The sequence below is a fragment of the Pseudomonas sp. MM227 genome (assembly GCF_947090715.1).
GTDB classification, from domain to species: domain Bacteria; phylum Pseudomonadota; class Gammaproteobacteria; order Pseudomonadales; family Pseudomonadaceae; genus Aquipseudomonas; species Aquipseudomonas baltica.
Map to the genome: position 1 here is coordinate 3,401,435 of NZ_OX352319.1, position 25,185 is coordinate 3,426,619.

Genomic DNA, 25,185 nt, shown 5'->3' on the forward strand with positions numbered 1-25,185 from the left:
TTCAACTCTGCGACCAGATAGCACGAAGCCTGGCATCCGCCAGGCTCCGCATGTCGTCTTTCTACCATCTATTGCTTAGCCGCGAAACTCGTCGCGACCACGATAGATCGCCTTGGAACCCAACTGCTCTTCGATACGCAGCAGTTGGTTGTACTTGGAAACACGGTCCGAGCGGCACAGCGAGCCGGTCTTGATCTGGCCTGCAGCGGTGCCCACGGCCAGGTCGGCAATGGTCGAATCTTCGGTTTCACCGGAACGGTGCGAGATCACCGCGGTGTAGCCGGCAGCCTTGGCCATCTGGATGGCTTCCAGGGTTTCGGTCAAGGTACCGATCTGGTTGAACTTGATCAGGATGGAGTTGGCGATCTTCTTGTCGATGCCTTCCTTGAGGATCTTGGTATTGGTCACGAACAGGTCGTCACCCACCAGCTGGACTTTTTCGCCGATCTTGTCGGTGAGAATCTTCCAGCCAGCCCAGTCGGATTCGTCCAGGCCGTCTTCGATCGAGATGATCGGGTAGCGCTCGGTCAGGCCCTTGAGGTATTCGGCAAAACCTTCGGCGTCGAACTTGTGGCCTTCACCGGCCAGGTCGTAGGTGCCGTTTTCGAAGAATTCGCTGGCAGCGCAGTCCAGTGCCAGGGTCACGTCGGTGCCCAGTTTGTAGCCGGCTTTCTCGACGGCTTCGGCAATGGCGCTCAAGGCATCTTCGTTGGACGCCAGGTCCGGCGCGAAACCACCTTCGTCACCGACAGCAGTGCTCAGGCCGCGAGCCTTCAATACCGCCTTGAGGTGGTGGAAGATCTCGGTGCCCATGCGCAGGGCGTCGGAAAAGGTCTTGGCGCCAACCGGCTGGACCATGAATTCCTGAATGTCGACGTTGTTGTCGGCGTGCTCGCCACCGTTGATGATGTTCATCATCGGCACAGGCATGGAGTAGACGCCCGGCGTGCCGTTGAGGTTGGCGATGTGCGCGTACAGCGGCAGGTCCTGATCCTGCGCGGCGGCCTTGGCAGCGGCCAGGGACACGGCGAGGATGGCGTTGGCGCCCAGCGAAGCCTTGTTCTCGGTACCGTCCAGGGCAATCATGGCGTGATCCAGACCCTTCTGGTCGACCGGATCCTTGCCCAGCAGCGCATCGCGAATCGGGCCATTGATGTTGGCCACCGCCTTCAGAACACCCTTGCCCATATAGCGGCTCTTGTCGCCGTCACGCAGCTCCAGCGCTTCGCGCGAGCCGGTGGAAGCGCCCGACGGTGCACAGGCGCTGCCGATGATGCCGTTTTCCAGAAGCACGTCGGCTTCTACGGTAGGGTTGCCACGGGAGTCGAGAACTTCACGACCTTTGATGTCGACGATTTTTGCCATTGTTATGAACACTCCAAAGTAGACGAGACGACGCAGCTTGGGCTTTAGCGATCCCCTCGCGGGCATAGACCCGCTCCCACTGGGCTCGATGTGGGAGCGGGTCTCTGCCCGCGAAAGGGTCACCGCAACAAATCGGGCACTACTTTACCGCAATCAGGCCGTTTCGATCGCCGGGAAACCTTTGACCAATTCATCCAGCGCCTTGAGCTGGGCAAGAAACGGTTCCAGCTTGTCCAGGCGCAGCGCGCAGGGGCCGTCGCACTTGGCGTTGTCCGGGTCCGGGTGGGCTTCCAGAAACAGACCGGCCAGGCCCTGGCTCAGGCCAGCCTTGGCCAGGTCGGTGACCTGGGCGCGGCGGCCACCGGCCGAGTCGCTGCGACCGCCCGGCATCTGCAGGGCGTGGGTCACGTCGAAGAACACCGGGTACTCGAACGACTTCATGATGCCGAAGCCGAGCATGTCCACTACCAGGTTGTTGTAGCCGAAGCTCGAACCGCGCTCGCAGAGGATCAACTGGTCGTTACCGGCTTCCTCGCACTTGGTCAGGATGTGTTTCATTTCCTGCGGCGCAAGGAACTGGGCTTTCTTGATGTTGATGACCGCGCCGGTCTTGGCCATGGCCACCACCAGGTCGGTCTGGCGCGACAGGAAGGCGGGCAGCTGAATGATGTCGCAGACTTCGGCGACCACGGCAGCTTGTTCAGGCTCGTGCACGTCGGTGATCAGCGGCACGTTGAAGGTCTTCTTGATCTCTTCGAAGATGCGCATGCCCTCCTCCAGGCCGGGGCCGCGGTAGGAGGTCACCGAAGAACGGTTGGCCTTGTCGAAGCTGGCCTTGAACACGTAGGGGATGCCGAGCTTGTCGGTCACCCGCACGTATTCTTCACAGACCTTGAGGGCCATGTCGCGTGATTCCAGCACGTTCATGCCACCGAACAACACGAACGGCTTGTCGTTGGCGATCTCTATATCGCCAACGCGGATGATCTTCTGCGCCATGGTGATCAGGCCTTCTTCTGATGTTGAGCCAATGCGGCCTTGACGAAGCCGGTGAACAACGGATGACCGTCACGCGGCGTCGAGGTGAACTCGGGGTGGAACTGGCAGGCCACGAACCATGGATGGTCCTTGGACTCGACCACTTCGACCAGCGCGCCGTCACCCGAGCGCCCGGAGACGACCAGCCCAGCTTCGACCAGTTGCGGCAGCAGGTTGTTGTTCACTTCGTAGCGATGACGATGACGCTCGACGATCACGTCGCGGGCGTAGCAGTCGTGGACCTTGGAGCCGCCGACCAGCTGGCAGTCCTGCGCGCCCAGACGCATGGTGCCGCCCAGGTCGGAGGCTTCGGTGCGGGTTTCCACGGCGCCGGTGGCGTCTTCCCACTCGGTGATCAGACCGACGACCGGATGGCCGCTGGCGCGATCGAATTCGGTGGAGTTGGCGTCTTTCCAGCCCATGACGTTACGGGCGAACTCGATGACCGCCACCTGCATGCCCAGGCAGATACCCAGGTACGGCACCTTGTTCTCGCGAGCGTACTGCACGGCGGTGATCTTGCCTTCCACGCCACGCAGGCCAAAGCCGCCGGGGACCAGAATGGCGTCGACGCCTTCGAGCAGGGCGGTGCCCTGGTTCTCGATGTCTTCGGAATCGATGTAGCGCAGGTTGACCTTGGTGCGGTTGCTGATGCCGGCATGGCTCATCGCTTCGATCAGCGACTTGTAGGCATCGAGCAGCTCCATGTACTTGCCGACCATGGCGATGGTCACTTCGTGTTCGGGGTTCAGCTTGGCATCGACCACCGCTTCCCATTCGGACAGGTCGGCGCCGCCGCACTGCAGACCGAAGCGCTCGACGACGAAATCGTCGAGCCCCTGGGAGTGCAGGATGCCCGGGATCTTGTAGATGGTGTCGGCGTCTTCCAGGGCAATCACCGCACGCTCTTCGACGTTGGTGAACTGAGCGATCTTGCGACGCGACGACGTGTCGATCGGGTGATCGGAACGGCACACCAGCACGTCAGGCTGCAAGCCGATGGAGCGCAGTTCCTTGACCGAATGCTGGGTCGGCTTGGTCTTGGTCTCACCCGCGGTGGCGATGTAGGGGACCAGCGTCAGGTGCATCAGCATGGCGCGCTTGGCACCGACCTCGAAACGCAGCTGGCGGATCGCTTCCAGGAACGGCTGGGATTCGATGTCGCCAACGGTGCCGCCGATTTCGACCATGGCCACGTCGGCATCGCCGGCGCCCTTGATGATGCGCCGCTTGATCTCGTCGGTGATGTGCGGGATGACCTGGATGGTCGCGCCCAGGTAATCACCACGGCGCTCCTTGCGCAGCACGTGCTCGTACACCCGGCCGGTGGTGAAGTTGTTGTTCTGGGTCATGGTCGTGCGGATGAACCGCTCGTAGTGCCCCAGGTCCAGGTCGGTCTCGGCGCCGTCGTGGGTGACGAACACTTCCCCGTGCTGGAACGGGCTCATGGTGCCCGGGTCGACGTTGATGTACGGGTCCAGCTTGAGCATGGTGACTTTGAGCCCCCGCGCCTCCAGGATGGCCGCCAATGAAGCCGAGGCAATGCCTTTCCCCAATGAAGAAACAACACCGCCCGTGACGAAGATGTAGCGCGTCATGAAAAACCCTAGAAGTCTGCGTTAAAGCGGCAGAAGCCGCCGGGGAAAGCGAAGGAAGGCCGAAGCCCCCGACGGCCAAAAACGGTTTGGCAATCGGCAACGTCCGTGAATCCGGTGGGTTCACAGAAGTTGTATCAAGAAGGGAGCGTAGTCTACCGGATTCCCCCTTTCATCTCAAACTCTGCTCGCCGGTTGTCGGCGACCAGAGCAGTCGCCCTTCGATGGCAGACAGCGGCAGGTTGGCTACGGCAACCAAGCGGTCGTGGATGAACAGCAGCGGCAAACGATCGCGCACGAACCCTGGCAGCCGGCTTTCATTGAGCAAGCGCTTGAGGTCACGCTCGCCGCGAACGGGCAGGCGCAGGCGCTCGCCGCCCTGGCGGTAGCGGATCTGCGCGTGCCCCGGCAACGGGCCGCCCTGCCAATGCACCTCGCCGTTGCCGACCAACTGCAAGGCTTGTCGGGTGTCTGGCCAATCCTGAGACGGGGGCTGGGCCTGCGACCATTGGCCACTGACCCACCAGATCCGCCCGTGGGCCCTGTGCAGCTCGCCGTCGGCCAGGCGCCAGACGGGCGTAGCGGCGGGATCCGCGTCGCGCAGGGACGTCCAGCCAACCCAGTGCTGGGTATCGGGCAAGCGCGTCAGGGGCGCAAGCCAGTATTGCAGGGCATTGCGCTGACGGCTTTCGGACAGGGTACGAAGCTGCGCCAGGGTCAGGCTGGGCAATGCCAGCCAGGAAGGTTCGCCAGCCGTGTGCGCAGGCGCAAGGTCCGCGGCGGCCAGTTCATCCAGCAGCTGCGCCGCCTCGCCTAGGTGCGCGGCGGCCCTGCCGATACTGCCGGCAGCCTGGGGCCAGCGCGCCGTGATCACGGGCAGGACCTCGCCACGCAGATAGTTGCGAGAGAAACGCGTGTCGGTGTTCGAGGGGTCTTCGATCCACTGCAGGCCATGGTTGCGAGCGTAGGCAAGCAACTCGGCGCGAGGCTCGTCGAGCAACGGCCTCACCAGTATCCCCTGCCCTTGCGGCCGCTGCCTGGGCATTGCTGCAAGCCCTCGCACACCGGCGCCGCGCAGCAGACGAAACAGTACGGTTTCGGCCTGATCGTCCTGATGCTGGGCTGCGAACAGCACATCAGCGGCGCCGAGCAGCGCATCGAAAGCGAGATAGCGCGCCTGGCGTGCGGCCTGCTCCAGGCTGGCACCGTCCTGCACCCGAACCTTGATCACCTGCAAGGGCACATCGAGCTGATCGCAGAGTGCCTGGCAATGGGCAGGCCAGGTGTCGGCAACCGCTTGCAGGCCGTGATGGATATGAATGGCGGTCAGCGCTGGACGGTTGGGCACGCTGGCCAACAGGTGCAGCAGGACGGTGGAATCGAGGCCACCGGAGAGGGCGAGGTGCCAGGCGGGGGCTTGCAGATAAGGCTGCAGCCTGTTGCTCAGGCGCTGGGCCAGGGCGGAGGGTTCACGCATGGGGCGACCCCTTTCTGGTGCATGAATCAGGATCGGCGGTGCTGCCTTCGCGGGTAGAACCCGCTCCCACAAGGAACGAAGTACGTTTCAGGCATATGAGAGCGCGGTGCTGCCTTCGCGGGCAGAGGGCTCAGCCGCCCGCCCCGCTCCCACAATGGACGAAGGTGGGAGCGGGCTCTGCCCGCGAAGGGCGCGCCGCGGTCTCGGCCCTTACAACCCGTAGCTCATCAACCGGTCATAGCGGCGGCCGAGCAAGGTCTCGGTGTCGAAACCCTTGAGCATGTCCAGCTGGCTGGTCAGCTCGGCGCGAATAAGGGCCGAGGCAGCGGCCGGATCGCGATGGGCGCCACCCAGGGGCTCATCGATCACCTTGTCGACGATGCCCAGGTGATTCAAGCGTTCGGCGGTGATGCCCATGGCTTCCGCAGCGTCCGGCGCCTTCTCGGCAGTCTTCCACAGAATCGACGCGCAGCCTTCGGGCGAAATCACCGCATAGGTCGAATACTGCAACATGTTCAGCTGGTCGCAGACGCCGATGGCCAGCGCACCACCGGAACCCCCTTCGCCGATGACGGTGGCGATGATCGGCGTCTTCAGCCGCGCCATCACCCGCAGGTTCCAGGCGATCGCTTCGCTCTGGTTGCGCTCTTCGGCATCGATGCCCGGATAGGCGCCCGGTGTGTCGATGAAGGTGAGGATCGGCATCTTGAAGCGCTCGGCCATTTCCATCAGGCGGCAGGCCTTGCGATAGCCTTCAGGGCGCGGCATGCCGAAGTTGCGACGGACCTTCTCGCGCACTTCACGGCCTTTCTGGTGGCCAATGATCATCACCGGCTGGTCGTCGAGGCGGGCGACACCACCGACGATGGCGGCGTCGTCGGAGAAATGCCGATCACCGTGCAGTTCATCGAATTCGGTAAAGATGTGCTGGATGTAGTCCAGGGTGTACGGGCGGCGCGGGTGACGCGCGAGCCGGGCAATCTGCCAACTGGTCAGGTTGCCGAAGATGCTTTCGGTCAGCGTGCGGCTTTTGTCTTGCAGACGAGAGATCTCGTCGCCGATGTTCAACGAATTGTCGTTGCCTACCAGGCGCAGCTCTTCGATCTTGGCTTGCAGGTCAGCGATCGGCTGTTCGAAATCAAGAAAATTCGGGTTCATAGGCATCCGTCTTGGGTCGACGGCCAAGCGGCCGGCCGGTTGATCCGTTTGGCGCCATACCTTAAAGGAAACGGCGCGTTCAGGTCGAGTTTATTAATTGTGGTCGAACCCGCCCCGCAGGGCCAGTTCAACGATATTGCAGAAAGACGTTCTCGCGGCCGAACTGGTCACGCAGCGCTTGAATCAAGCTGTCGGCCGGGTCGATCCGCCAGCCTTCGCCAAACTGCAGCGTGGCCTTGGCATCGCTGCTGGTGTATTCCATGGTGATCGGGCAGGCGCCACGGTGCTGGCGACACAATTCACCGAGCCAGCCCAGCCGGTCGCCGCCCAGCCCGTCGGCGTGCACCTTGAGGCGCAGGCTTTCGGCCAGGTTGGTGCGCGCATCCTCCATGCTCATCACGCGCTTGACGCGCAGGCGCAGCCCCCCGGAAAAATCGTCGTTGCTGACCTCCCCTTCCACCACCACCATCGCATCGGTCTGCAGCAGCGACTGAGCGGACATGAAGGCATCGGCGAACAACGACGCCTCGATACGGGCCGAACGGTCGTCGAGGGTAATGAAACCCATCTTGTCGCCCTTCTTGTTCTTCATCACCCGCAGGGCGATGACCATGCCCGCCACCGTCTGGGTTTCGCGCGAAGGCTTGAGGTCGATGATGCGCTGGCGTGCGAAGCGGCGGATCTCGCCTTCGTATTCGTCGATCGGGTGCCCGGTCAGGTACAGCCCCAGGGTTTCCTTCTCGCCGCGCAGCCGCTCCTTGAGCGTGAGTTCCTTGGCCTTGCGGTGGCTGGCATAGACATCGGCATCGGCTTCGACGAACACCCCGCCAAACAGGTCGTCGTGGCCGCTGTCGTGGGTGCGTGCAGTCTGTTCCGCCGCCTTGATCGCCCCTTCCATGGCTGACAGCAAGACTGCGCGGTTGCGATCGATGTTGGCCTGGTAGGCCTTGGTTTCATCATGGAAATGCGGGCCCAGCCGGTCGATTGCGCCACTGCGGATCAGGCCGTCGAGGGTGCGCTTGTTGATGCGCTTGAGGTCGACGCGCTCGCAGAAATCGAACAGGTCCTTGAACGGGCCGGCCTGACGCGCCTCGATGATCGCCTCCACCGGGCCTTCGCCGACACCCTTGATCGCGCCCAGCCCATAGACGATGCGACCGTCGTCGTTGACCGTGAACTTGAACTCGGAATTGTTCACGTCCGGCGCGTCCAGGCGCAGCTTCATGGTGCGCACTTCTTCGATCAGGGTCACGACCTTGTCGGTGTTGTGCATGTCTGCCGAGAGCACCGCAGCCATGAACGGCGCCGGGTAGTGGGTCTTGAGCCAGGCGGTCTGGTAGGACACCAGGCCATAGGCGGCAGAGTGGGACTTGTTGAAACCGTAGCCGGCGAATTTTTCCACCAGGTCAAAAATGTTCCCGGCCAGGTCCGGGTCGATATTATTGCTCGCGCAGCCTTCGATGAAGCCACCGCGCTGCTTGGCCATCTCCTCGGGTTTCTTCTTGCCCATGGCGCGGCGCAGCATGTCGGCGCCACCCAGGGTGTAGCCCGCCATGACCTGCGCGATCTGCATCACCTGCTCTTGATACAGGATGATGCCGTAGGTCGGCGCCAGCACCGGCTTCAGGCCTTCGTACTGGTAATCCGAGTGCGGATAGGCCAGTTCGGCGCGGCCGTGCTTGCGGTTGATGAAGTCGTCCACCATGCCCGACTGCAGTGGCCCCGGTCGAAACAGGGCCACCAGGGCGATGAGGTCTTCCAGGCAGTCGGGCTTGAGCTTCTTGATCAGCTCTTTCATGCCGCGCGACTCCAGCTGGAACACCGCCGTGGTCTCGGCCTTCTGCAGCAGCTGGTAGGTCGGTTTGTCGTCGAGCGGAATGAACGCGATGTCCAGCGGCGCTTCGTTGACCTTGGCACGGTCGCGGTTGATGGTCTTCAACGCCCAGTCGATGATGGTCAGGGTGCGCAGGCCGAGGAAGTCGAACTTGACCAGGCCGGCGGCTTCCACGTCATCCTTGTCGAACTGGGTCACCAGGCCGTCGCCGGCCTCGTCGCAGTAGATCGGCGCGAAGTCGGTCAGTTTGGTCGGCGCGATCACCACACCACCGGCGTGCTTGCCGACGTTACGCACCACGCCCTCGAGCTTGCGCGCCATGTCCCAGATTTCTGCGGCTTCTTCGTCGACCTTGATGAAGTCGCGGAGAATTTCTTCCTGTTCGTAGGCTTTTTCCAGGGTCATGCCGACTTCGAACGGAATCATCTTGGACAGCCGGTCGGCCAGGCCATAGGACTTGCCCTGCACCCGCGCCACGTCGCGCACCACCGCCTTGGCCGCCATGGAACCGAAGGTGATGATCTGGCTCACCGCATTGCGGCCATATTTGTCGGCCACGTAGTCGATGACCCGGTCGCGGCCATCCATGCAGAAGTCGACGTCGAAGTCGGGCATGGAGACCCGCTCGGGGTTGAGAAAGCGCTCGAACAGCAGGTCGTATTCCAGCGGATCGAGGTCGGTGATCTTCTGCACGTAGGCCACCAGCGAACCTGCGCCCGAACCGCGGCCCGGACCGACCGGCACGCCGTTGCTCTTGGCCCACTGGATGAAGTCCATCACGATCAGGAAGTAGCCGGGAAAGCCCATCTGGATGATGATATCGAGCTCGAAATTCAGCCGGTCGACATAGACCTGGCGGCGCGCCTCGTAATCCTCGGTGGTGTCCCTGGGCAGCAGCACGGCAAGGCGTTCTTCCAGGCCGTCGAACGAGACCTTGCGGAAATACTCGTCAATGGTCATGCCATCGGGAATCGGATAATCGGGCAGGAAATGCTTGCCCAGCTTGACGTCGATGTTGCAACGCCTGGCGATCTCGACCGTGTTTTCCAGCGCCTCGGGCAAGTCGCTGAACAGTTCGGCCATTTCCTCGGCGCTCTTGAGGTACTGCTGGTCGCTGTAGTTCTTGTTGCGGCGCGGGTCGTCCAGCGCCCGGCCTTCACCGATGCATACGCGGGTTTCGTGGGCTTCGAAGTCTTCCTGCTTGATGAAGCGCACGTCGTTGGTGGCCACCAGTGGCGCGCCCAGACGGTCGGCCAGGGCCACGGCCGCGTGCAGGTACTCTTCGTCGTTGGTACGATTGGTGCGCTGCACCTCGACATAGAAGCGCTCGGGGAAAATCGCCATCCATTCGCGCAACAGGTTGTCGGCATCGCCCGGGTAACCGCCCAGCAGCGCCATGCCGATCTCGCCCTCCTTGCCCGCCGACAGGCAGATCACCCCTTCACTGGCTTCGGCCACCCACTGCCGTTCGACGATCACCTGGCCATTGCGCTGGCCCTCGATGAAGCCACGGGAAATCAGTTCGGTAATGTTGCGATAGCCGACTGCGTTCATCGCCAGCAGGCTGATGCGGCTCAACTGTCCATCGGGGTCGCGGTTGGCCAGCCACAGGTCGGCACCGCAGATCGGCTTGATGCCGGCGCCCATGGCCGCCTTGTAGAACTTCACCAGCGAACACATGTTGTTCTGGTCGGTCACCGCCACCGCCGGCATGTTCATGCCGGCCAGCGCCTTGACCAGCGGCTTGATCCGCACCAGGCCGTCGACCAGCGAGTATTCGGTGTGCAGGCGAAGATGAACGAAGGAAACCGACATGTTGATCCTATGGGTTGCGGTAGAACGACAAGGCCCGGATTGTACCGGGCCTTGATCAAAACATCAGCCTGCTAGACCCAGGCGGGCGCTTGATCGCTGCTTTCGCGCGCCTGCCATGCGGCACGAACCGGTGCGAACGATCGCCGGTGAATGGGCGTCGGGCCCAGCCGGGCCAAGGCTTCCAGGTGCACCGGTGTAGGGTAGCCCTTGTGCCCGCCCATGCCATAGCCGGGGTAGATCAATTCGAATGCAGACATTTCCCGGTCGCGGCTGACCTTGGCCAGGATCGAAGCGGCGGCGATCGCCGGGACCTTGGCATCACCCTGGATCACCGGAGCGCTGGGCACGTCCAGTTGCGGACAGCGATTGCCGTCGATCAGTGCAAGCCTTGGCGTGATGCTCAGGCCCTGCACCGCCCGCTGCATGGCGAGCATGGTTGCGTGCAGAATGTTCAGGCGGTCGATCTCTTCGACTTCGGCGCGCGCGATGCACCAGGCCAGGGCTTTCTCGCAGATCTCTTCGTAAAGCAGTTCACGACGCGCTTCGGTGAGCTTTTTCGAATCGTTGAGCCCGAGGATCGGCCGTCGCGGATCGAGAATCACCGCTGCCGTCACCACCGCGCCGCACAGCGGCCCGCGGCCGACTTCGTCGACACCGGCAACCAGCTCTTCGACCAGATCGAAATCCAGCCCCATCTGCAGTTGCCTGCTTGTCTGTGGAGGCTTAGCCATCGTTCCTGCCTATCAGTTGCAGCACGGCCTCGGCCGCCTGGTTGGACGCATCACGGCGCAGCGTGCGGTGAATCGCATCGAAGCCGCTGGTCTGTTCTTCACCGCTCGCCAGCAGGGGCAGCAGCCGGTCGGCCAGGGCCTGGGGCGTGGCCTCATCCTGCAGCAGCTCGGGGACCAGCATGCGCTGGGCGAGCAGGTTGGGCAACGACACGTAGGGGCTTTTGACCATACGCTTGAGAATCCAGTACGTCAGGGGCGCCAGCCGGTAGGCGACGACCATCGGGCGCTTGTACAACAAGGCTTCGAGGGTGGCCGTGCCGGAGGCGATGAGTACCGCATCACAGGCGGCCAGCGCGGTGTGCGAGTCACCGTCGAGCAAGGTCACCGGCAACGTCCGCCCGACGAGCATCTGCTCCAGTTGCGCGCGGCGCTGTGGGTTGGCGCAGGGAATGACGAAACGCATCTGCGGGTGCGCCTGCAACAGCAACTGGGCACTGTCGAGGAACAACTCGCCCAGGCGCCCGACTTCGCCGCCGCGGCTGCCCGGCATCAGCGCCACGACCGGAAAATCATCCGCCAGGCCCAGCTGTGCGCGGGCCTGACCGCGATCGGCGTGCAGCGCAATGGTGTCGGCCAAGGGATGGCCAACGAAGCGCACCGGCACGCCCTGCTCCTCGTAGAACCTGGCCTCGAAGGGCAGCAGCGTCAGCATCAGGTCGCAGCCCTGGCGAATCTTCAGCACCCGCTTCTGCCGCCACGCCCACACCGAAGGGCTGACGTAGTGCACGGTCTTGATCCCGGCCTGGCGCAGCTTGAGCTCGATGTTGAGGGTAAAGTCAGGAGCGTCGATGCCGATGAACACGTCCGGCTTGCACGCGATCAGCTCGGCAACCAGCTGCTTGCGCCGGGCCAGCAGTTCGCGCAGGCGACCCAGCACCTCGACTAGGCCCATGACCGACAGACGCTCCATGGGGAAGCGACTGACCAGCCCTTGGGCTTCCATCAGCGGACCCCCGACGCCGATGAACTGGATGTGCGGATGGCGTGCCTTGAGCGCGCGCATCAGCCCCGAACCCAGGATATCGCCGCTGGCTTCACCTGCCACCAATGCCACGGTCAGCGCTGCGGGGTGAGACATCAGCGGGTGATGCCGCGGGTCGAGGACTGGATCGACTTGAGGAAGACGTCGACCTCGGGGTACAGACGCGCTGGCTCGGCCAGATCGAGCAATGCCTGCTCGACGGTCAAGCCTCGGCGATAGACCGTCTTGTAGGCACGGCGCAGGGCGTGGATGGCGTCGTCGCTGAAGCCGCGGCGGCGCATGCCTTCGAAATTCATGCTGCGGGCTTCGGCCGGGTTGCCGAACACCGTGACATAGGCCGGCACGTCCTTGCCGATGGCCGTGCCCATGCCCGAAAAGCTGTGGGCACCGATGTGGCAATACTGGTGCACCAGGGTAAAGCCGGAAAGGATCGCCCAGTCGTGCACGTGCACATGGCCGGCCAGTGCCGTGTTGTTGACCAGGATGCAGTGGTTGCCGATCACGCTGTCGTGCCCGATGTGGGCGTACGCCATGATCAGGTTGTGATCGCCCAGCGTGGTTTCGGCGCGGTCCTGCACGGTGCCACGGTGAATGGTCACGCCTTCGCGGATGACGTTGTGGTCACCGATGACCAGGCGGGTTTCTTCGCCCTTGTACTTGAGGTCCGGCGTGTCTTCCCCGATGGAGGAAAACTGGTAGATGCGGTTGTGCCTGCCGATGCGGGTCGGCCCCTTGAGGATGACATGGGGACCGATCACGGTGCCCTCGCCGATTTCCACGCCCGCACCAACGATCGACCAAGGGCCGACTTCGACGCCATCTGCCAGAACGGCGGACGGGTCGATGATGGCGCGAGGGTCAATCAAACTCATAGCTTGCGTTCCGCACAGATGATCTCGGCCGAGCAGACCGGCTTGCCGTCGACCGAAGCCTTGCAGTCGAACTTCCAGATCTGCCGCTTGCAGCTGATGAACTTGGCTTCCAGGATCAGTTGGTCGCCGGGCAGCACGGGCTGGCGGAAACGCAGCTTGTCCGAACCCACGAAGTAGTAGAGCGTACCGTCGGCCGGTTTGACATCGAGCATCTTGAAACCAAGGATGCCGGCGGCCTGGGCCATGGCTTCGATGATCAACACGCCCGGCATGATCGGGTGCGCGGGAAAGTGACCATTGAAGAACGGCTCGTTGATGCTGACATTCTTGTAGGCGCGAATGCTCTGGCTTTCGACGTCCAGCTCCACTACGCGATCCACCAGCAGAAAGGGATAGCGGTGCGGCAGGTATTCGCGAATCTCGTTGATGTCCATCATTTCGGGGGGAAGCCTGTAGTAAAGATAGGGAGCGCGCGGCTGACGCGCGACACTCCTATTGCAAATCAAGGGGCAGTCTAGCGGCTGGGCACACTTGATATGGAAAGGGTATCAGCCATCAGATGACGCTTTACCGCCTTGGGTCACTGCCTCGACACGCTTTTCCACCTGCTTGAGGCGGCGCGCCATGTCGTCCAACTGCCGCAGTCGCGCGGCGCTCTTGCGCCACTCGGCCGCTGGCTGCATCGCCGTACCCGAGGAATAGGCACCGGGTTCGGTGATCGAATGGGTCACCATGGTCATGCCGGTGATGAATACCCCATCGCAGATCTCGATGTGCCCGACCAGGCCTACACCGCCTGCGAGCATGCAATTCTTGCCGATCTTGCTGCTTCCCGAAATGCCGACACAGGCGGCCATCGCGGTGTTGTCGCCAATCTGCACGTTGTGGGCAATCTGGATCTGATTGTCGAGCTTCACACCGTTGCCGATCAGGGTATCGGCCAACGCGCCGCGGTCCACGGCAGTGTTCACGCCGATCTCGCAGTCGTCACCGATGCTGACCCCGCCGATCTGGGCGATCTTCTGCCAGACGCCCTTCTCGTTGGCGAAACCAAAGCCCTCGCCACCCAGCACCGCACCGGACTGTATGACCACGCGCTTGCCGATGCGCACGTCGTGATAGAGGGTCACGCGCGGCGCCAACCAGCCACCTTCACCGATCTCGCACCGCGCACCGATGAAGCAATGCGCGCCGACGGTCACCCCGGCAGCGATCCTGGCACCGCTTTCGATCACGGCAAACGGCCCGACACTGGCGGCGGCATCGACCTGTGCGTCGTCTGCAATGACGGCCGTCGGATGAACACCGGCGCTGGCGCGAGGCTTGGGATCGAACAGGTGGGAGATGCGCGCATAGGCAAGGTAGGGATCGGGGACGATCAGTGCATCGCCCTGAAAGCCTTCGGCATCGGCGGCCTTGAGCAGTACGGCGCCGGCATGGCTGTCGGGGAGAAACTTGCGGTACTGCGGGTTGGCCAGAAAGCTCAGCTGAGCTGGGCCGGCCTCCTGCAAGGTGGCCAGCCCAGTGATGATCTTCTCCGGGTCGCCACTGACCGTGGCCCCCAGGAACTCGGCCAACTGGCCGAGCTTCATGGTCGCTGTCATATCAGCGCGACTGATTCATGCGCTCGATGACCTGGCGAGTGATGTCGAACTGAGGTTTGACATCAATCACCGCACCGCGCTCCAGCACCAGGTCGAATGCACCTTTCTTGATGACTTCTTCAACGGCGCCGTCGAGCTTGGGCTTGAGCTGCTTGAGCATTTCGCGGTCGGCAACGGCCTTGGCTTCGTTCAGTTCCTTGGACTGGAACTGGAAGTCACGCGCTTTCTGCTTGAATTCAAGCTCCAGACGCTCGCGCTCGGGCTGGGCCATCTTGTCGCCACCGGCAACCAGACGGTCCTGAATGCTCTTGGCGCTGCTTTCCAGGGTTTTCAGCTTGCTCAACTGCGGGCCGAATTTCTTCTCGGCGTCTACCGCGTATTTCTTGGCAGCGTCGGACTCGAGCAAGGCCATCTGATAGTTCAGAACGGCGATTTTCATGTCGGCGAAGGCCGGAGCAGCACCCAACGAGGCGGCGAGCGTCGCTGCCAGAACAACCATTTGAGTCAACTTGCGCACGATAAACTCCTACAAAATCCGTTGTTGTTGCCAAGGAACAGACCTTAGAAGGTCTGGCCCAGAGAGAATTGGAAGACTTGGGTTTCGGCATTGTCAGGCTTCTTGACCGGCATCGCCAGGCTGAAGCTCAACGGGCCCAGGGCGGTGATCCAGGTCACGCCCAAGCCCGCGGAAACGGCCATGTTGGCGATGTCGATGTCGTTGCAGCGAACCTTTTCACCAGCTTCCGTGGTCGTGTCATTACAGTTGGTGTCGAACACGTTACCTACGTCAACGAACAAGGAAGTCCGCAGCGAGCGCTGGTCCTTAACGAACGGCAGCGGAAACAGAACTTCTGCACCACCAGTAATCTGCACGTTGCCACCGAATGCCAAAGGATCTTGATCCGGATCCTCAAGAGTGCCTGGACGCTTGCCTCTGCTCGGTGTACTACGCGGACCTAGCGTACTGTCTTTGAAACCGCGTACCGAGTTGAAGCCACCGGCGTAGTAATTCTCGTAGAACGGCAAGCCGTCGGTAGAGCCATAGCCGTCACCGTAACCCAGCTCGGTGTGGAAGCGCATGGTGTAGTTTTCAGTGATCGGCACGAATGCCTGGTTGCGGTAGTCGACCTTGAAGAACGATAGATCGCTGCCCGGAATGGTCACTTCGCCGGTCAAGCTTTGCGAAGCGCCACGGGTTGGCAGCACGCCCTTGTTCAAGGTAGACGAAGACCAACCTGCCGAAGCCTTGAAGTTGGTGAAGTTCTCGCCTTCCTTCTCGATGAAATCGAAGATCTCTTCAACGGTGTATTTACCAGTCTTGATCTTGTCATTCTGCACGCTCAAGCCGAAGGTCAAACGCGAGGTTTCGCTGATCGGGTAGCCGAAGTTCATGCCGGCGCCGAGGCTGTCCACGGCATAGCTGGCCACGTCGACGTCGAGGTCGTCGTAGTCGGTGGAGCGGTAGAAAGCGTTGTAGCCCAGGCTGACGCCGTCCGGCGTGTAGTACGGATCGGTGTAGCTGAAGTTGTAACGGCTCTGGTATTCACTGCGGGTCAGGCCGATGGACACACGGTTACCGGTACCCAGGAAGTTGTTCTGGCTGATCGAACCACCGAGGATCAGGCCGGCGCTCTGGGCGAAGCCGACGCTGGCGGTGATCGAACCGGAGGCTTGCTCTTCCACGGCGTAGTTGACGTCGACCTGGTCGTCGGTGCCCGGTACGGCCGGCGTCTCGACGTTCACTTCCTTGAAGAAACCAAGGCGCTCGAGGCGGGTCTTGGATTGGTCGATCAGGTAGGTCGACGCCCAGCCGCCTTCCATCTGGCGCATTTCACGACGCAGCACTTCGTCTTCCGACTTGGTGTTGCCACGGAAGTTGATGCGGTTGACGTAGGCACGCTTGCCCGGATCGACCACGAAGGTGATATCGACCGTGTGGTCCTCGTCGTGCGGCTGAGGCACGCCGTTGACGTTGGCAAAGGTGTAGCCGTCGTTACCCAGGCGGCGGGTGATCAGCTCGGACGTGGAGGTCATGACCTTGCGCGAGAACACCTGGCCCTTCTTCACCAGCATCAGCTGCTGGACCTGGTCTTCGGGGACCTTGAGGTCGCCGCTGAGCTTGACGTCGCGAACCGTGTACTTTTCGCCTTCGTTGACGTTGACGGTGATGTAGACGTGCTTCTTGTCCGGGGTGATCGACACCTGGGTGGAGGCGATGTCCATGTTGATGTAGCCGCGGTCCAGGTAGTAGGAACGCAGACGCTCCAGGTCACCGGACAGCTTTTCCCGTGCGTACTTGTCATCGTTGCGGAAGAACGACAGCCAGTTGGACGTCTTGAGTTCGAACAGGTCGGTCAGGTCTTCTTCGGGGAATACCGAGTTGCCCACCACGTTGATGTGCTGGATGGCCGCAACCGTACCTTCGTTGATGTTGATCTTCAGGGCCACGCGGTTGCGTGGCTGGGTGACCACTTCGGTATCGACCGACGCCGAATAGCGACCCTGAGCCACGTACTGGCGCTGCAGTTCGTTGCGCACGCCCTCGAGGGTGGCACGCTGGAAGATCTCGCCTTCAGCCAGGCCGGACTGCTTGAGGCCCTTCATCAGGTCTTCGGTGGAGATGGCCTTGTTGCCTTCGATGTCGATACTGGCCACCGAGGGTCGTTCGACCACGGTGATCACCAGGACGTTACCGTCCCGGCCCAGCTGGATATCCTGGAAGAACCCGGTTTTAAAGAGTGCACGGGTCGATTCCACCAGGCGACCGTCGTCGGCCTGGTCACCTACGTTCAACGGCAACGCGCCAAACACGCTGCCGGCGGAAACCCGCTGCAGCCCGTTGACACGGATATCGGAGATGGTGAAGGACGCGGCGTGAACTTCAGCGATCATCAGTACGGCAAGAACCGCAGTTAGCAGCAGACGTTTCATGAAGTCCTTTCTTATTCCAACTGGCAATAAACAAACTGCCGCAGAAGCGGCAGGTTCGCAAACGAGCGAAGCGTTACAGTCGACCCAGATCGTTTATCAGGGCAAGCAGCATGACCCCAACCACCAGACTGATGCCGATCTGGATTCCCCAACCCTGTACCCGATCGGAGACTGGGCGACCACGCACCCACTCGATCAGGTAGAACAACAGATGCCCCCCATCCAGTACTGGAATGGGCAGCAAATTGAGAACTCCGAGGCTTATGCTCAGGTAGGCGAGGAAATTCAGGAAATCCCCAAAACCCGACTGGGCCGAAGCGCCCGCCACTTTAGCAATGGTTATCGGTCCACTCAAGTTTTTTACCGAGAGCTCGCCGAACAGCATTTTCTTCAGGGAATCAAGGGTCAGCACGCTCATGGTCCAGGTACGCCTGGCGCCCTCGACCACGGCATCGAGCGGCCCGTAGCTGACTTCACGCAGCATCTGCGGTGGCCACTCGACCGGTTTCACCCCGGCGCCGAGGTACCCGGCGGCCTTGCCTTCACCTTTGGAAACCAGGTTGACCGGGACATCCAGTGGCGCGTTGTCGCGCTCCACGCGCAGCACGATTCGGCTGTCCGGACGTTCGCGGACCAGGTCCACGACCTGCTGCCAATCGCCCAGGGGCCGGCCGTCCAGCGCCAGCAGACGGTCCCCGGTACGCAAACCGGCGGCCTGCGCCGGACCGTTGGGATCAAGCTCGGCGAGTATCGGCGCCAGCGCCGGACGCCATGGCCGAATGCCCAGCGAGCGAATCGGATCAGGCTCGTCGGAACCTTGCAACCACTGGTTCAGGGCCAGCGAGCGAGTGGCTTCGTTGCTGGAGCCAGGTTCGCGCACGGTCAACTGCAAGGCACCGGTTTCGCCCAGGCGCCGTACCATTTGCAGGTTCACCGCAGCCCAACCGGCGGTGCTTTCGCCATCCACCGCAACGATTTCCTCACCTGCCATCAGACCGGCGGTTGCCGCGATGCTGCCCGGCTCGACCGAACCGACCACCGGCTTGAGCTGCTGGGTGCCCAGCATCGCCAGCAGCCAGAAGAACACCAGGGCGAGCAGAAAGTTGGCCGCAGGCCCGGCGGCGACGATGGCGATGCGCTGACGCACGCTCTTGCGATTGAACGACTGCTCGACCTGATCGGCCGGCACGTCGCCCTCGCGCTCGTCGAGCATCTTGACGTAGCCACCCAGCGGAATCGCCGCCACCACGAACTCCGTGCCCTGACGGTCATGCCAGCGCAACAGGGGCGTGCCGAAGCCCACGGAAAAACGCAGCACCTTGACGCCACAACGCCGTGCGACCCAGAAATGGCCGAACTCGTGAAAGGTAACCAGCACACCCAATGCCACCAGGGTGCCGATAATCATGTAGAGCGCACTCATAACTCTCTCCGAACTACGGCCATGCAGGGGTCAGCACCCGTGCTGGTTCAACCATTGCTGGGCCAGGTCCCGCGCGCGAGCATCCGCGGCGAAGACCGTGTCGAGCGTATCCAGCGCCACCACCGGTTCCCGACTGAGGACGTCCTCGATCATACGCGGGATCTGCGGGTAGCGTATGCGACGCTCGAGGAACGCCGCTACCGCGATTTCGTTCGCCGCGTTGAGCATGGCCGGGGCGCTGTCGCCCGCCTCCGCGGCCTGCCGAGCCAGGCGCAGGCAAGGAAAGCGTTGTTCATCGGGCGCTTCGAAATCGAGCCGCGCAATGGCGAACAGGTCCAGGGGTGCCACACCCGAATCGACACGCTGCGGCCAGGCCATGGCATGGGCGATCGGCGTGCGCATATCAGGGTTGCCCAGCTGAGCCAGCACCGAGCCGTCGACATAGTCGACCAGGGAATGGATCACGCTCTGCGGATGCACGACCACTTCGATCTGCGCGGGTCGCGCGTCGAACAGCCAGCACGCCTCGATCAGCTCCAGGCCCTTGTTCATCATGCTGGCCGAGTCGACGGAAATCTTGCGTCCCATCGACCAGTTGGGATGAGCGCACGCCTGCTCCGGCGTGACCTGTTCCAACTCTTCCAGCGGCGTCTGCCGAAACGGACCACCCGATGCAGTCAGCAATATGCGCCGCACGCCGACATTGCCCAGGCCGCGCTCGAAATCACCGGGCATGCACTGGAAAATCGCGTTGTGTTCGCTGTCGATAGGCAGCACCACGGCCCCGCTGTCGCGCACGGCCTGCATGAACAGTGCCCCGGACATGACCAGCGCTTCCTTGTTGGCGAGCAGCACTTTCTTGCCGGCATGGACCGCGGCCAGGGTCGGGCGCAGCCCGGCTGCGCCGACGATGGCCGCCATCACCGCATCCACTTCCGGCGCAGCGGCCACCTGGCACAGCCCTTCTTCACCCACCAGCACTTCGGTGCGCGAGCCGGCCTGGCGCAATGCCTGCTGCAAGGCGCTGGCACGCTCCTGGCTGGGCACCACGGCAAACACCGGGCGATGCACGAGGCACAGTGCCAACAGTTCGTCCATGCGCGAGAAGCCGCTCAGGGCAAATGCGCTGTAGCGGTCCGGATGCCGGGCGATGACGTCGAGTGTGCTCAGGCCGATGGAGCCGGTCGCGCCCAGCACGGTAATGCGCTGCACGCCGCTCACATCACGCCCCAGCCGGCAGCCCACAGCAGCACGGCAAACACCGGTACCGCCGCGGTCAGACTGTCGATGCGATCGAGCACACCGCCATGGCCCGGCAACAGATTGCTGCTGTCCTTGATGCCGGAGCGACGCTTGAACATGCTTTCGGTCAGGTCACCGACGACCGAGAGGGCCACCACGATCGCCGCGCCGATCAGGCCCGCGAGCATCTGGCCGATTCCCCAGTCGCGCACCAGGCCGATCGCCAGGGTGATCAGCAGGCTGGTCACCAGCCCGCCGTAGAAACCTTCCCAGCTCTTGCCGGGGCTGACCTGGGGCGCCAGCTTGCGCTTGCCCAGGGCCTTGCCGGTGAAGTAGGCGCCGATGTCGGCACCCCATACCAGCACCATGACGGTCATGATCAGCCAGTTGCCCAGCGGCCAGCCCTTGAGCAGCACCAGCCCTTGCCAGGCCGGCAGCAGGATCAGCAGGCCAATGAGCAGCTTGCAGGCAAGGCTGGCCCAATGTTCGCTGGTGCGCGGGTAGGTCAGCACCAGGAACGTGGCCAGGCACCACCACAGCACCGCCGCGCCGAGCACGAACGGCGCCAGGCCCGGCGTCAGGTAGAGGAAGAACAACAGACCCGCTACCACGGCGGCGAAGGCAATGCGCGCCGACTGTTTTTCGAAGCCGGCCAGACGCGCCCACTCCCAGGCGCCCAGAGTGACCACCAGGCCGATGAACAGGGCGAACCCTGCGCCTTCGAGCAGGAAGAAGCCGCACAGGGCAACCGGCAGCAGGATCAGCGCAGTGATGATGCGTTGTTTAAGCATTAAGCACGGGCTCCGGCTTCGACCTGCTCGCTCGTTTTACCGAACCTGCGCTGGCGCGAAGCGAAATCGGCCAGCGCCGTGCGCATGGCCTCGTGTTTGAAATCCGGCCAGAACAGGTCGGAAAAATACAGCTCGGCGTAGGCCAGTTGCCACAGCAGGAAGTTGCTGATGCGATGCTCGCCGCCGGTTCGGATGCACAAATCCGGCAAAGGCAGGTCACCGGTGGCCAGGCAGGTCTGCAGCAGATCGGGAGTGATCTCCTCCGGCTTGAGGTGACCGGCCTGGACTTCCCGGGCAAGACGCTGCGCCGCCTGGGCAATGTCCCACTGGCCACCGTAGTTGGCGGCGATTTGCAGCACAAAGCGGTCGTTACCGGCGGTGGCCGCTTCGGCTTCGCGCATGGCGGCCTGCAGGTCGGGGTGGAACCGCGAGCGATCACCGATGATCCGCAGGCTGATGCGGTTGTCGTTCAGCCGCCGCGCCTCGCGGCGCAGTGCACTGAAGAACAGCTCCATCAATGCCCCGACCTCGTCGGCCGGGCGCTGCCAGTTCTCGCTGGAAAAGGCGAACAAGGTCAGTACCTCGACCTTGGCCTCGGCACACACCTCGATGACCGCGCGCACAGCATCCACACCGGCCTTGTGCCCAGCGACACCGGGCAGCAAACGTTTCTTGGCCCAGCGATTGTTGCCATCCATGATGATCGCAACATGCCGCGGTACCGTGGAAGGTACAGCCAACTTGGTCTTTTCCATGAGACGGACTAATTCCTTAAACGGCCATCAGGTCCGCTTCTTTCTGCTTCACGGCCGTTTCGATGTCCGCGACGAACTTGTCGGTCAGCTTCTGGATGTCATCGGCGGCGCGACGTTCTTCGTCTTCGCTGATTTCCTTTTCCTTGACCAGATCCTTGTACTGGCTCAGTGCGTCACGGCGAATGTTGCGCACAGCCACGCGGGCGTCTTCGGCAGCGTCACGCGCCTGCTTGGTGAAGCCCTTGCGGGTTTCTTCGGTCAGCGCAGGCATGGAGATCAGCAGCAGCTCGCCCAGGTTGGTCGGGTTGAGGTTGAGACCGGCGGCACCGATGGCCTTGTCTACCGCGCCGAGCATGTTGCGCTCGAACGCGACAACCTGCAGGGTGCGCGAATCCTTCACGCTGATGCTGGCGACCTGGTTGATAGGGGTGTCGGCACCGTAGTAAGGGACCTGAACGCCTTCCAGAATGCTGGGGTGCGCCTTGCCGGTACGGATACGACCGAACGCGTGCTGCAGCGACTCCAGGGATTTCTGCATGCGCGCCTGTGCATCTTTCTTGATTTCGTTGATCATACTTCGCCTTCCTCGATCAGAGTTCCTTCGGCGCCGCCCACTACGATGTTCAGCAGAGCGCCAGGCTTGTTCATGTTGAATACCCGCAACGGCATCTTGTGATCGCGGCACAGGCAGATGGCGGTCAGGTCCATCACGCCCAGCTTGCGATCCAGTACTTCATCGTACGTCAGGCGATCGAATTTCTCAGCATGGGGATCCTTGAACGGATCGGCCGTGTAGACACCGTCGACCTTGGTCGCCTTGAGCACCACGTCGGCATCGATCTCGATGGCGCGCAGGCAGGCTGCGGAGTCGGTGGTGAAGAACGGGTTGCCGGTGCCGGCGGCGAAAATTACCACATCGCCGGAATTGAGGTGACGAATACCCTTGCGGCGATCGTAATGGTCGGTCACGCCGACCATCGAGATGGCCGACATGACGATCGCGGCGATGTTGGAGCGCTCCAGCGCATCGCGCATGGCCAGGGCGTTCATCACGGTTGCCAGCATGCCCATGTGGTCGCCGGTGACACGGTCCATGCCGGCAGCGCTCAGGGCGGCACCGCGGAACAGATTGCCACCGCCAATGACCAGGCCCACCTGGACGCCGATGCCTACCAACTGGCCCACTTCGAGGGCCATGCGGTCCAGCACTTTCGGGTCGATCCCGAAATCTTCGGACCCCATCAGGGCCTCGCCGCTAAGTTTGAGCAAAATGCGTTTATAGCGAGGTTGACGACCACTCACCTGCTGAGCCATTGCGTGTCTCTCCTGCGGCGTTTAATAAATTCTGGACGGGCCGGTGTACGGCGCGCCTAACTCTAGCTTGCGGCACTGCGACAGTACCACCGGACCTGCGCCTTGTAAGCGGCTAAATCCGGGTGCCAACTTTGAAAAAGAGGCTGCGCGCGTAAGCGGGCAGCCTCTTTGGGGCAACAGGACGAATCCGTCTTATTGCTTGCTGGCAGCGGCCACTTGTGCGGCAACTTCGTCAGCGAAGTTGTCGACAGGCTTCTCGATGCCTTCGCCTACCTTGAAGTAGGTGAACGAAACGATTTCGGCACCGGCTTTCTTGGCCAGGTCACCGACCTTGACTTCAGGGTTCTTGACGAACGCCTGCTCGACCAGGCTGGCTTCGGCAAGGAACTTGCTGATGCGACCGGCAACCATCTTCTCGACGATCTCGGCTGGCTTGCCCTTGATCTTGTCTTCGTTGAGGCTCATGAAGACGCCCTTCTCGCGCTCGATGGCCTCGGCCGAAACCTGCGATGGCAGCAGGAATTCCGGGTTGCTGGCTGCAACGTGCATGGCGATGTCGCGAGCCAGTTCGGCGTTGCCGCCGTTCAGGGCAACGATGACACCGATCTTGTTGCCGTGCAGGTAGGCATCGACAACGTCGCCTTCCACACGCACCAGGCGGCGGATGTTGACGTTTTCGCCAACCTTGCCGACCAGGGCTTCACGCGCTGGCTCTTGAGCGGCGATCAGCGGAGCGGCGTCGGTCAGCTGGTCGGCGAAAGCCTTTTCCACGCTGGCGGCGACGAAGTTCTTGAAGTCGTCCTGCAGAGCCAGGAAGTCGGTCTGCGAGTTGACTTCCAGGATGACTGCGGACTTGTTGTCGGCAGCAACCTTGACGGCGATGGCGCCTTCGGCAGCAACGTTGCCTGCTTTCTTGGCGGCCTTGATGGCGCCGGAAGCACGCATGTCGTCGATGGCTTTTTCGATGTCGCCGCCGGCCTTGGTCAAGGCCTTTTTGCAATCCATCATGCCTTCGCCGGTACGCTCGCGCAGTTCTTTGACCAACGCTGCAGTAATCTCTGCCATTTCAAATTCCTCTTGGATAGGTGTCTAACCATTCCACCCGTTAACGGGCGCTCAATTCTTGACCTTGCCAGCGGCTCTTTACAATTGGAGCGATGACGATGCCGGCAATGGTTCTCGAGGTGGCAAAAAGGGGGCCTAGCCCCCTTTTTGCGTACCGAGTAAACGCTGGGCGTCTAGACTCAGCCTTCTACCGCTGCGGCAGGTGCGTCCTGAACGTATTCTTCAGTACCGCCAGCCACGTGGTTGCGACCACGGATGACCGCGTCGGCCATCGAACCCATGTACAGCTGGATGGCGCGAATGGCGTCATCGTTGCCTGGGATGATGTAGTCGACGCCTTCAGGGCTGCTGTTGGTGTCGACGACGCCGATGACCGGGATACCCAGCTTGTTGGCTTCGGTGATCGCGATGCGCTCGTGGTCGACGTCGATGACGAACAGTGCGTCAGGCAGGCCGCCCATGTCCTTGATACCACCCAGGCTGCGATCCAGTTTTTCCAGATCACGGGTGCGCATCAGCGCTTCTTTCTTGGTCAGCTTGGTGAACGTGCCATCTTCGGCCTGGGTTTCCAGGTCGCGCAGACGCTTGATCGAAGCGCGGATGGTCTTGAAGTTGGTCAGCATGCCGCCCAACCAGCGATGGTCGACGTACGGCGAGCCGCAACGTGCTGCTTCCTCGGCCACGATCTTGCCGGCGGAACGCTTGGTGCCGACGAACAGGATCTTGTTCTTGCCCTGGGCCAGGCGTTCTACGAAGGTCAGTGCTTCGTTGAACATCGGCAGGGTTTTTTCGAGGTTGATGATGTGGATCTTGTTACGCGCGCCGAAAATGTACTTACCCATTTTCGGATTCCAGTAACGGGTTTGGTGACCGAAGTGCACACCGGCCTTCAGCATATCGCGCATGTTGACTTGGGACATGATAGTTCCTTGATAAGTCGGGTTAAGCCTCCACGTATCCCAATGACCAACCGGCGGCATAACCTCCGGCACCCAGGTCATCGTGTCGACACGTGTGTGGGTTTGGTTGCTTCCAGGGCATCCCCGGAAAGCGGCGCATTTTATACCATAGCCGCCCCGATATAGAAACCTGAAATAGCGTCGATGCACAACGGCTTTTGCGCCGCTGCCTGA

Annotated in this window: 21 protein-coding genes; all 21 read right to left on the bottom strand. The window is 62.2% G+C overall.

Annotation, left to right across the window (positions count from 1 at the left end; translation table 11 throughout):
- Positions 1 to 75 precede the first annotated feature (75 nt).
- The gene (gene eno / locus ONG87_RS15415; protein ID WP_185794270.1) at positions 76 to 1,365 is read right to left on the bottom strand and encodes a phosphopyruvate hydratase; all 1,290 of its coding nucleotides are present in this window, start codon (positions 1,363 to 1,365) and stop codon (positions 76 to 78) included.
- A 153-nt stretch (positions 1,366 to 1,518) separates the two neighbouring features.
- Positions 1,519 to 2,364 carry a 3-deoxy-8-phosphooctulonate synthase gene (gene kdsA / locus ONG87_RS15420; RefSeq protein WP_122476550.1) on the bottom strand — a complete coding sequence of 282 codons (846 nt, stop codon included), beginning with the start codon at positions 2,362 to 2,364 and terminating at the stop codon, positions 1,519 to 1,521.
- A 5-nt stretch (positions 2,365 to 2,369) separates the two neighbouring features.
- Positions 2,370 to 4,001 carry a CTP synthase gene (locus ONG87_RS15425; RefSeq protein ID WP_122476552.1) on the bottom strand — a complete coding sequence of 544 codons (1,632 nt, stop codon included), beginning with the start codon at positions 3,999 to 4,001 and terminating at the stop codon, positions 2,370 to 2,372.
- Between the two features lie 169 nt (positions 4,002 to 4,170).
- Complete coding sequence (gene tilS / locus ONG87_RS15430; protein WP_264381574.1) at positions 4,171 to 5,475, bottom strand: tRNA lysidine(34) synthetase TilS; 1,305 nt, start codon at positions 5,473 to 5,475, stop codon at positions 4,171 to 4,173.
- Positions 5,476 to 5,685: 210 nt separating this feature from the next.
- A complete protein-coding gene (locus ONG87_RS15435) occupies positions 5,686 to 6,633 on the bottom strand; it encodes an acetyl-CoA carboxylase carboxyltransferase subunit alpha (protein ID WP_122476555.1) in 948 nt (315 codons plus the stop codon).
- A gap of 127 nt (positions 6,634 to 6,760) precedes the next feature.
- Complete coding sequence (dnaE, locus tag ONG87_RS15440) at positions 6,761 to 10,282, bottom strand: DNA polymerase III subunit alpha (protein ID WP_122476557.1); 3,522 nt, start codon at positions 10,280 to 10,282, stop codon at positions 6,761 to 6,763.
- Between the two features lie 71 nt (positions 10,283 to 10,353).
- The gene (gene rnhB / locus ONG87_RS15445; RefSeq protein ID WP_163007437.1) at positions 10,354 to 10,983 is read right to left on the bottom strand and encodes a ribonuclease HII; all 630 of its coding nucleotides are present in this window, start codon (positions 10,981 to 10,983) and stop codon (positions 10,354 to 10,356) included.
- Positions 10,984 to 11,005: 22 nt separating this feature from the next.
- Positions 11,006 to 12,151, bottom strand: coding sequence for a lipid-A-disaccharide synthase (gene lpxB, locus ONG87_RS15450; RefSeq protein ID WP_264381575.1), 1,146 nt, complete (start codon positions 12,149 to 12,151; stop codon positions 11,006 to 11,008).
- Positions 12,151 to 12,927 (bottom strand): acyl-ACP--UDP-N-acetylglucosamine O-acyltransferase, encoded by a 777-nt coding sequence (gene lpxA / locus ONG87_RS15455; RefSeq protein WP_122476561.1) that lies wholly within the window; start codon positions 12,925 to 12,927, stop codon positions 12,151 to 12,153. The genes lpxB and lpxA overlap by 1 nt, the downstream gene beginning before the upstream one ends.
- Positions 12,924 to 13,364 (bottom strand): 3-hydroxyacyl-ACP dehydratase FabZ, encoded by a 441-nt coding sequence (fabZ, locus tag ONG87_RS15460; protein WP_043185101.1) that lies wholly within the window; start codon positions 13,362 to 13,364, stop codon positions 12,924 to 12,926. Before fabZ ends, lpxA begins: the two co-directional genes overlap by 4 nt.
- Positions 13,365 to 13,475: 111 nt before the next feature.
- On the bottom strand, positions 13,476 to 14,531 hold the full coding sequence (lpxD, locus tag ONG87_RS15465; protein WP_122476563.1) for a UDP-3-O-(3-hydroxymyristoyl)glucosamine N-acyltransferase: 1,056 nt from the start codon (positions 14,529 to 14,531) through the stop codon (positions 13,476 to 13,478).
- A 1-nt stretch (position 14,532) separates the two neighbouring features.
- Positions 14,533 to 15,048 carry an OmpH family outer membrane protein gene (locus tag ONG87_RS15470; RefSeq protein WP_043185097.1) on the bottom strand — a complete coding sequence of 172 codons (516 nt, stop codon included), beginning with the start codon at positions 15,046 to 15,048 and terminating at the stop codon, positions 14,533 to 14,535.
- A 44-nt stretch (positions 15,049 to 15,092) separates the two neighbouring features.
- A complete protein-coding gene (gene bamA / locus ONG87_RS15475; protein ID WP_192057851.1) occupies positions 15,093 to 17,462 on the bottom strand; it encodes an outer membrane protein assembly factor BamA in 2,370 nt (789 codons plus the stop codon).
- A gap of 73 nt (positions 17,463 to 17,535) precedes the next feature.
- Positions 17,536 to 18,885 (bottom strand): sigma E protease regulator RseP, encoded by a 1,350-nt coding sequence (gene rseP, locus ONG87_RS15480; RefSeq protein ID WP_264381576.1) that lies wholly within the window; start codon positions 18,883 to 18,885, stop codon positions 17,536 to 17,538.
- Positions 18,886 to 18,915: 30 nt separating this feature from the next.
- Positions 18,916 to 20,106, bottom strand: coding sequence for a 1-deoxy-D-xylulose-5-phosphate reductoisomerase (ispC, locus tag ONG87_RS15485; RefSeq protein WP_264381577.1), 1,191 nt, complete (start codon positions 20,104 to 20,106; stop codon positions 18,916 to 18,918).
- Positions 20,103 to 20,918 (bottom strand): phosphatidate cytidylyltransferase, encoded by an 816-nt coding sequence (locus ONG87_RS15490; RefSeq protein WP_264381578.1) that lies wholly within the window; start codon positions 20,916 to 20,918, stop codon positions 20,103 to 20,105. Before ONG87_RS15490 ends, ispC begins: the two co-directional genes overlap by 4 nt.
- Positions 20,918 to 21,673, bottom strand: coding sequence for a polyprenyl diphosphate synthase (uppS, locus tag ONG87_RS15495; RefSeq protein ID WP_122476571.1), 756 nt, complete (start codon positions 21,671 to 21,673; stop codon positions 20,918 to 20,920). The genes ONG87_RS15490 and uppS overlap by 1 nt, the downstream gene beginning before the upstream one ends.
- 16 nt (positions 21,674 to 21,689) lie before the next feature.
- On the bottom strand, positions 21,690 to 22,247 hold the full coding sequence (gene frr, locus ONG87_RS15500; protein WP_122476572.1) for a ribosome recycling factor: 558 nt from the start codon (positions 22,245 to 22,247) through the stop codon (positions 21,690 to 21,692).
- Positions 22,244 to 22,987: a UMP kinase gene (gene pyrH, locus ONG87_RS15505; protein ID WP_049862287.1), complete on the bottom strand. Its 744-nt coding sequence runs from the start codon at positions 22,985 to 22,987 to the stop codon at positions 22,244 to 22,246. The genes frr and pyrH overlap by 4 nt, the downstream gene beginning before the upstream one ends.
- A gap of 192 nt (positions 22,988 to 23,179) precedes the next feature.
- Complete coding sequence (gene tsf, locus ONG87_RS15510; RefSeq protein ID WP_122476588.1) at positions 23,180 to 24,052, bottom strand: translation elongation factor Ts; 873 nt, start codon at positions 24,050 to 24,052, stop codon at positions 23,180 to 23,182.
- A 179-nt stretch (positions 24,053 to 24,231) separates the two neighbouring features.
- Positions 24,232 to 24,972, bottom strand: coding sequence for a 30S ribosomal protein S2 (rpsB, locus tag ONG87_RS15515; protein ID WP_049862289.1), 741 nt, complete (start codon positions 24,970 to 24,972; stop codon positions 24,232 to 24,234).
- Positions 24,973 to 25,185: the final 213 nt, after the last annotated feature.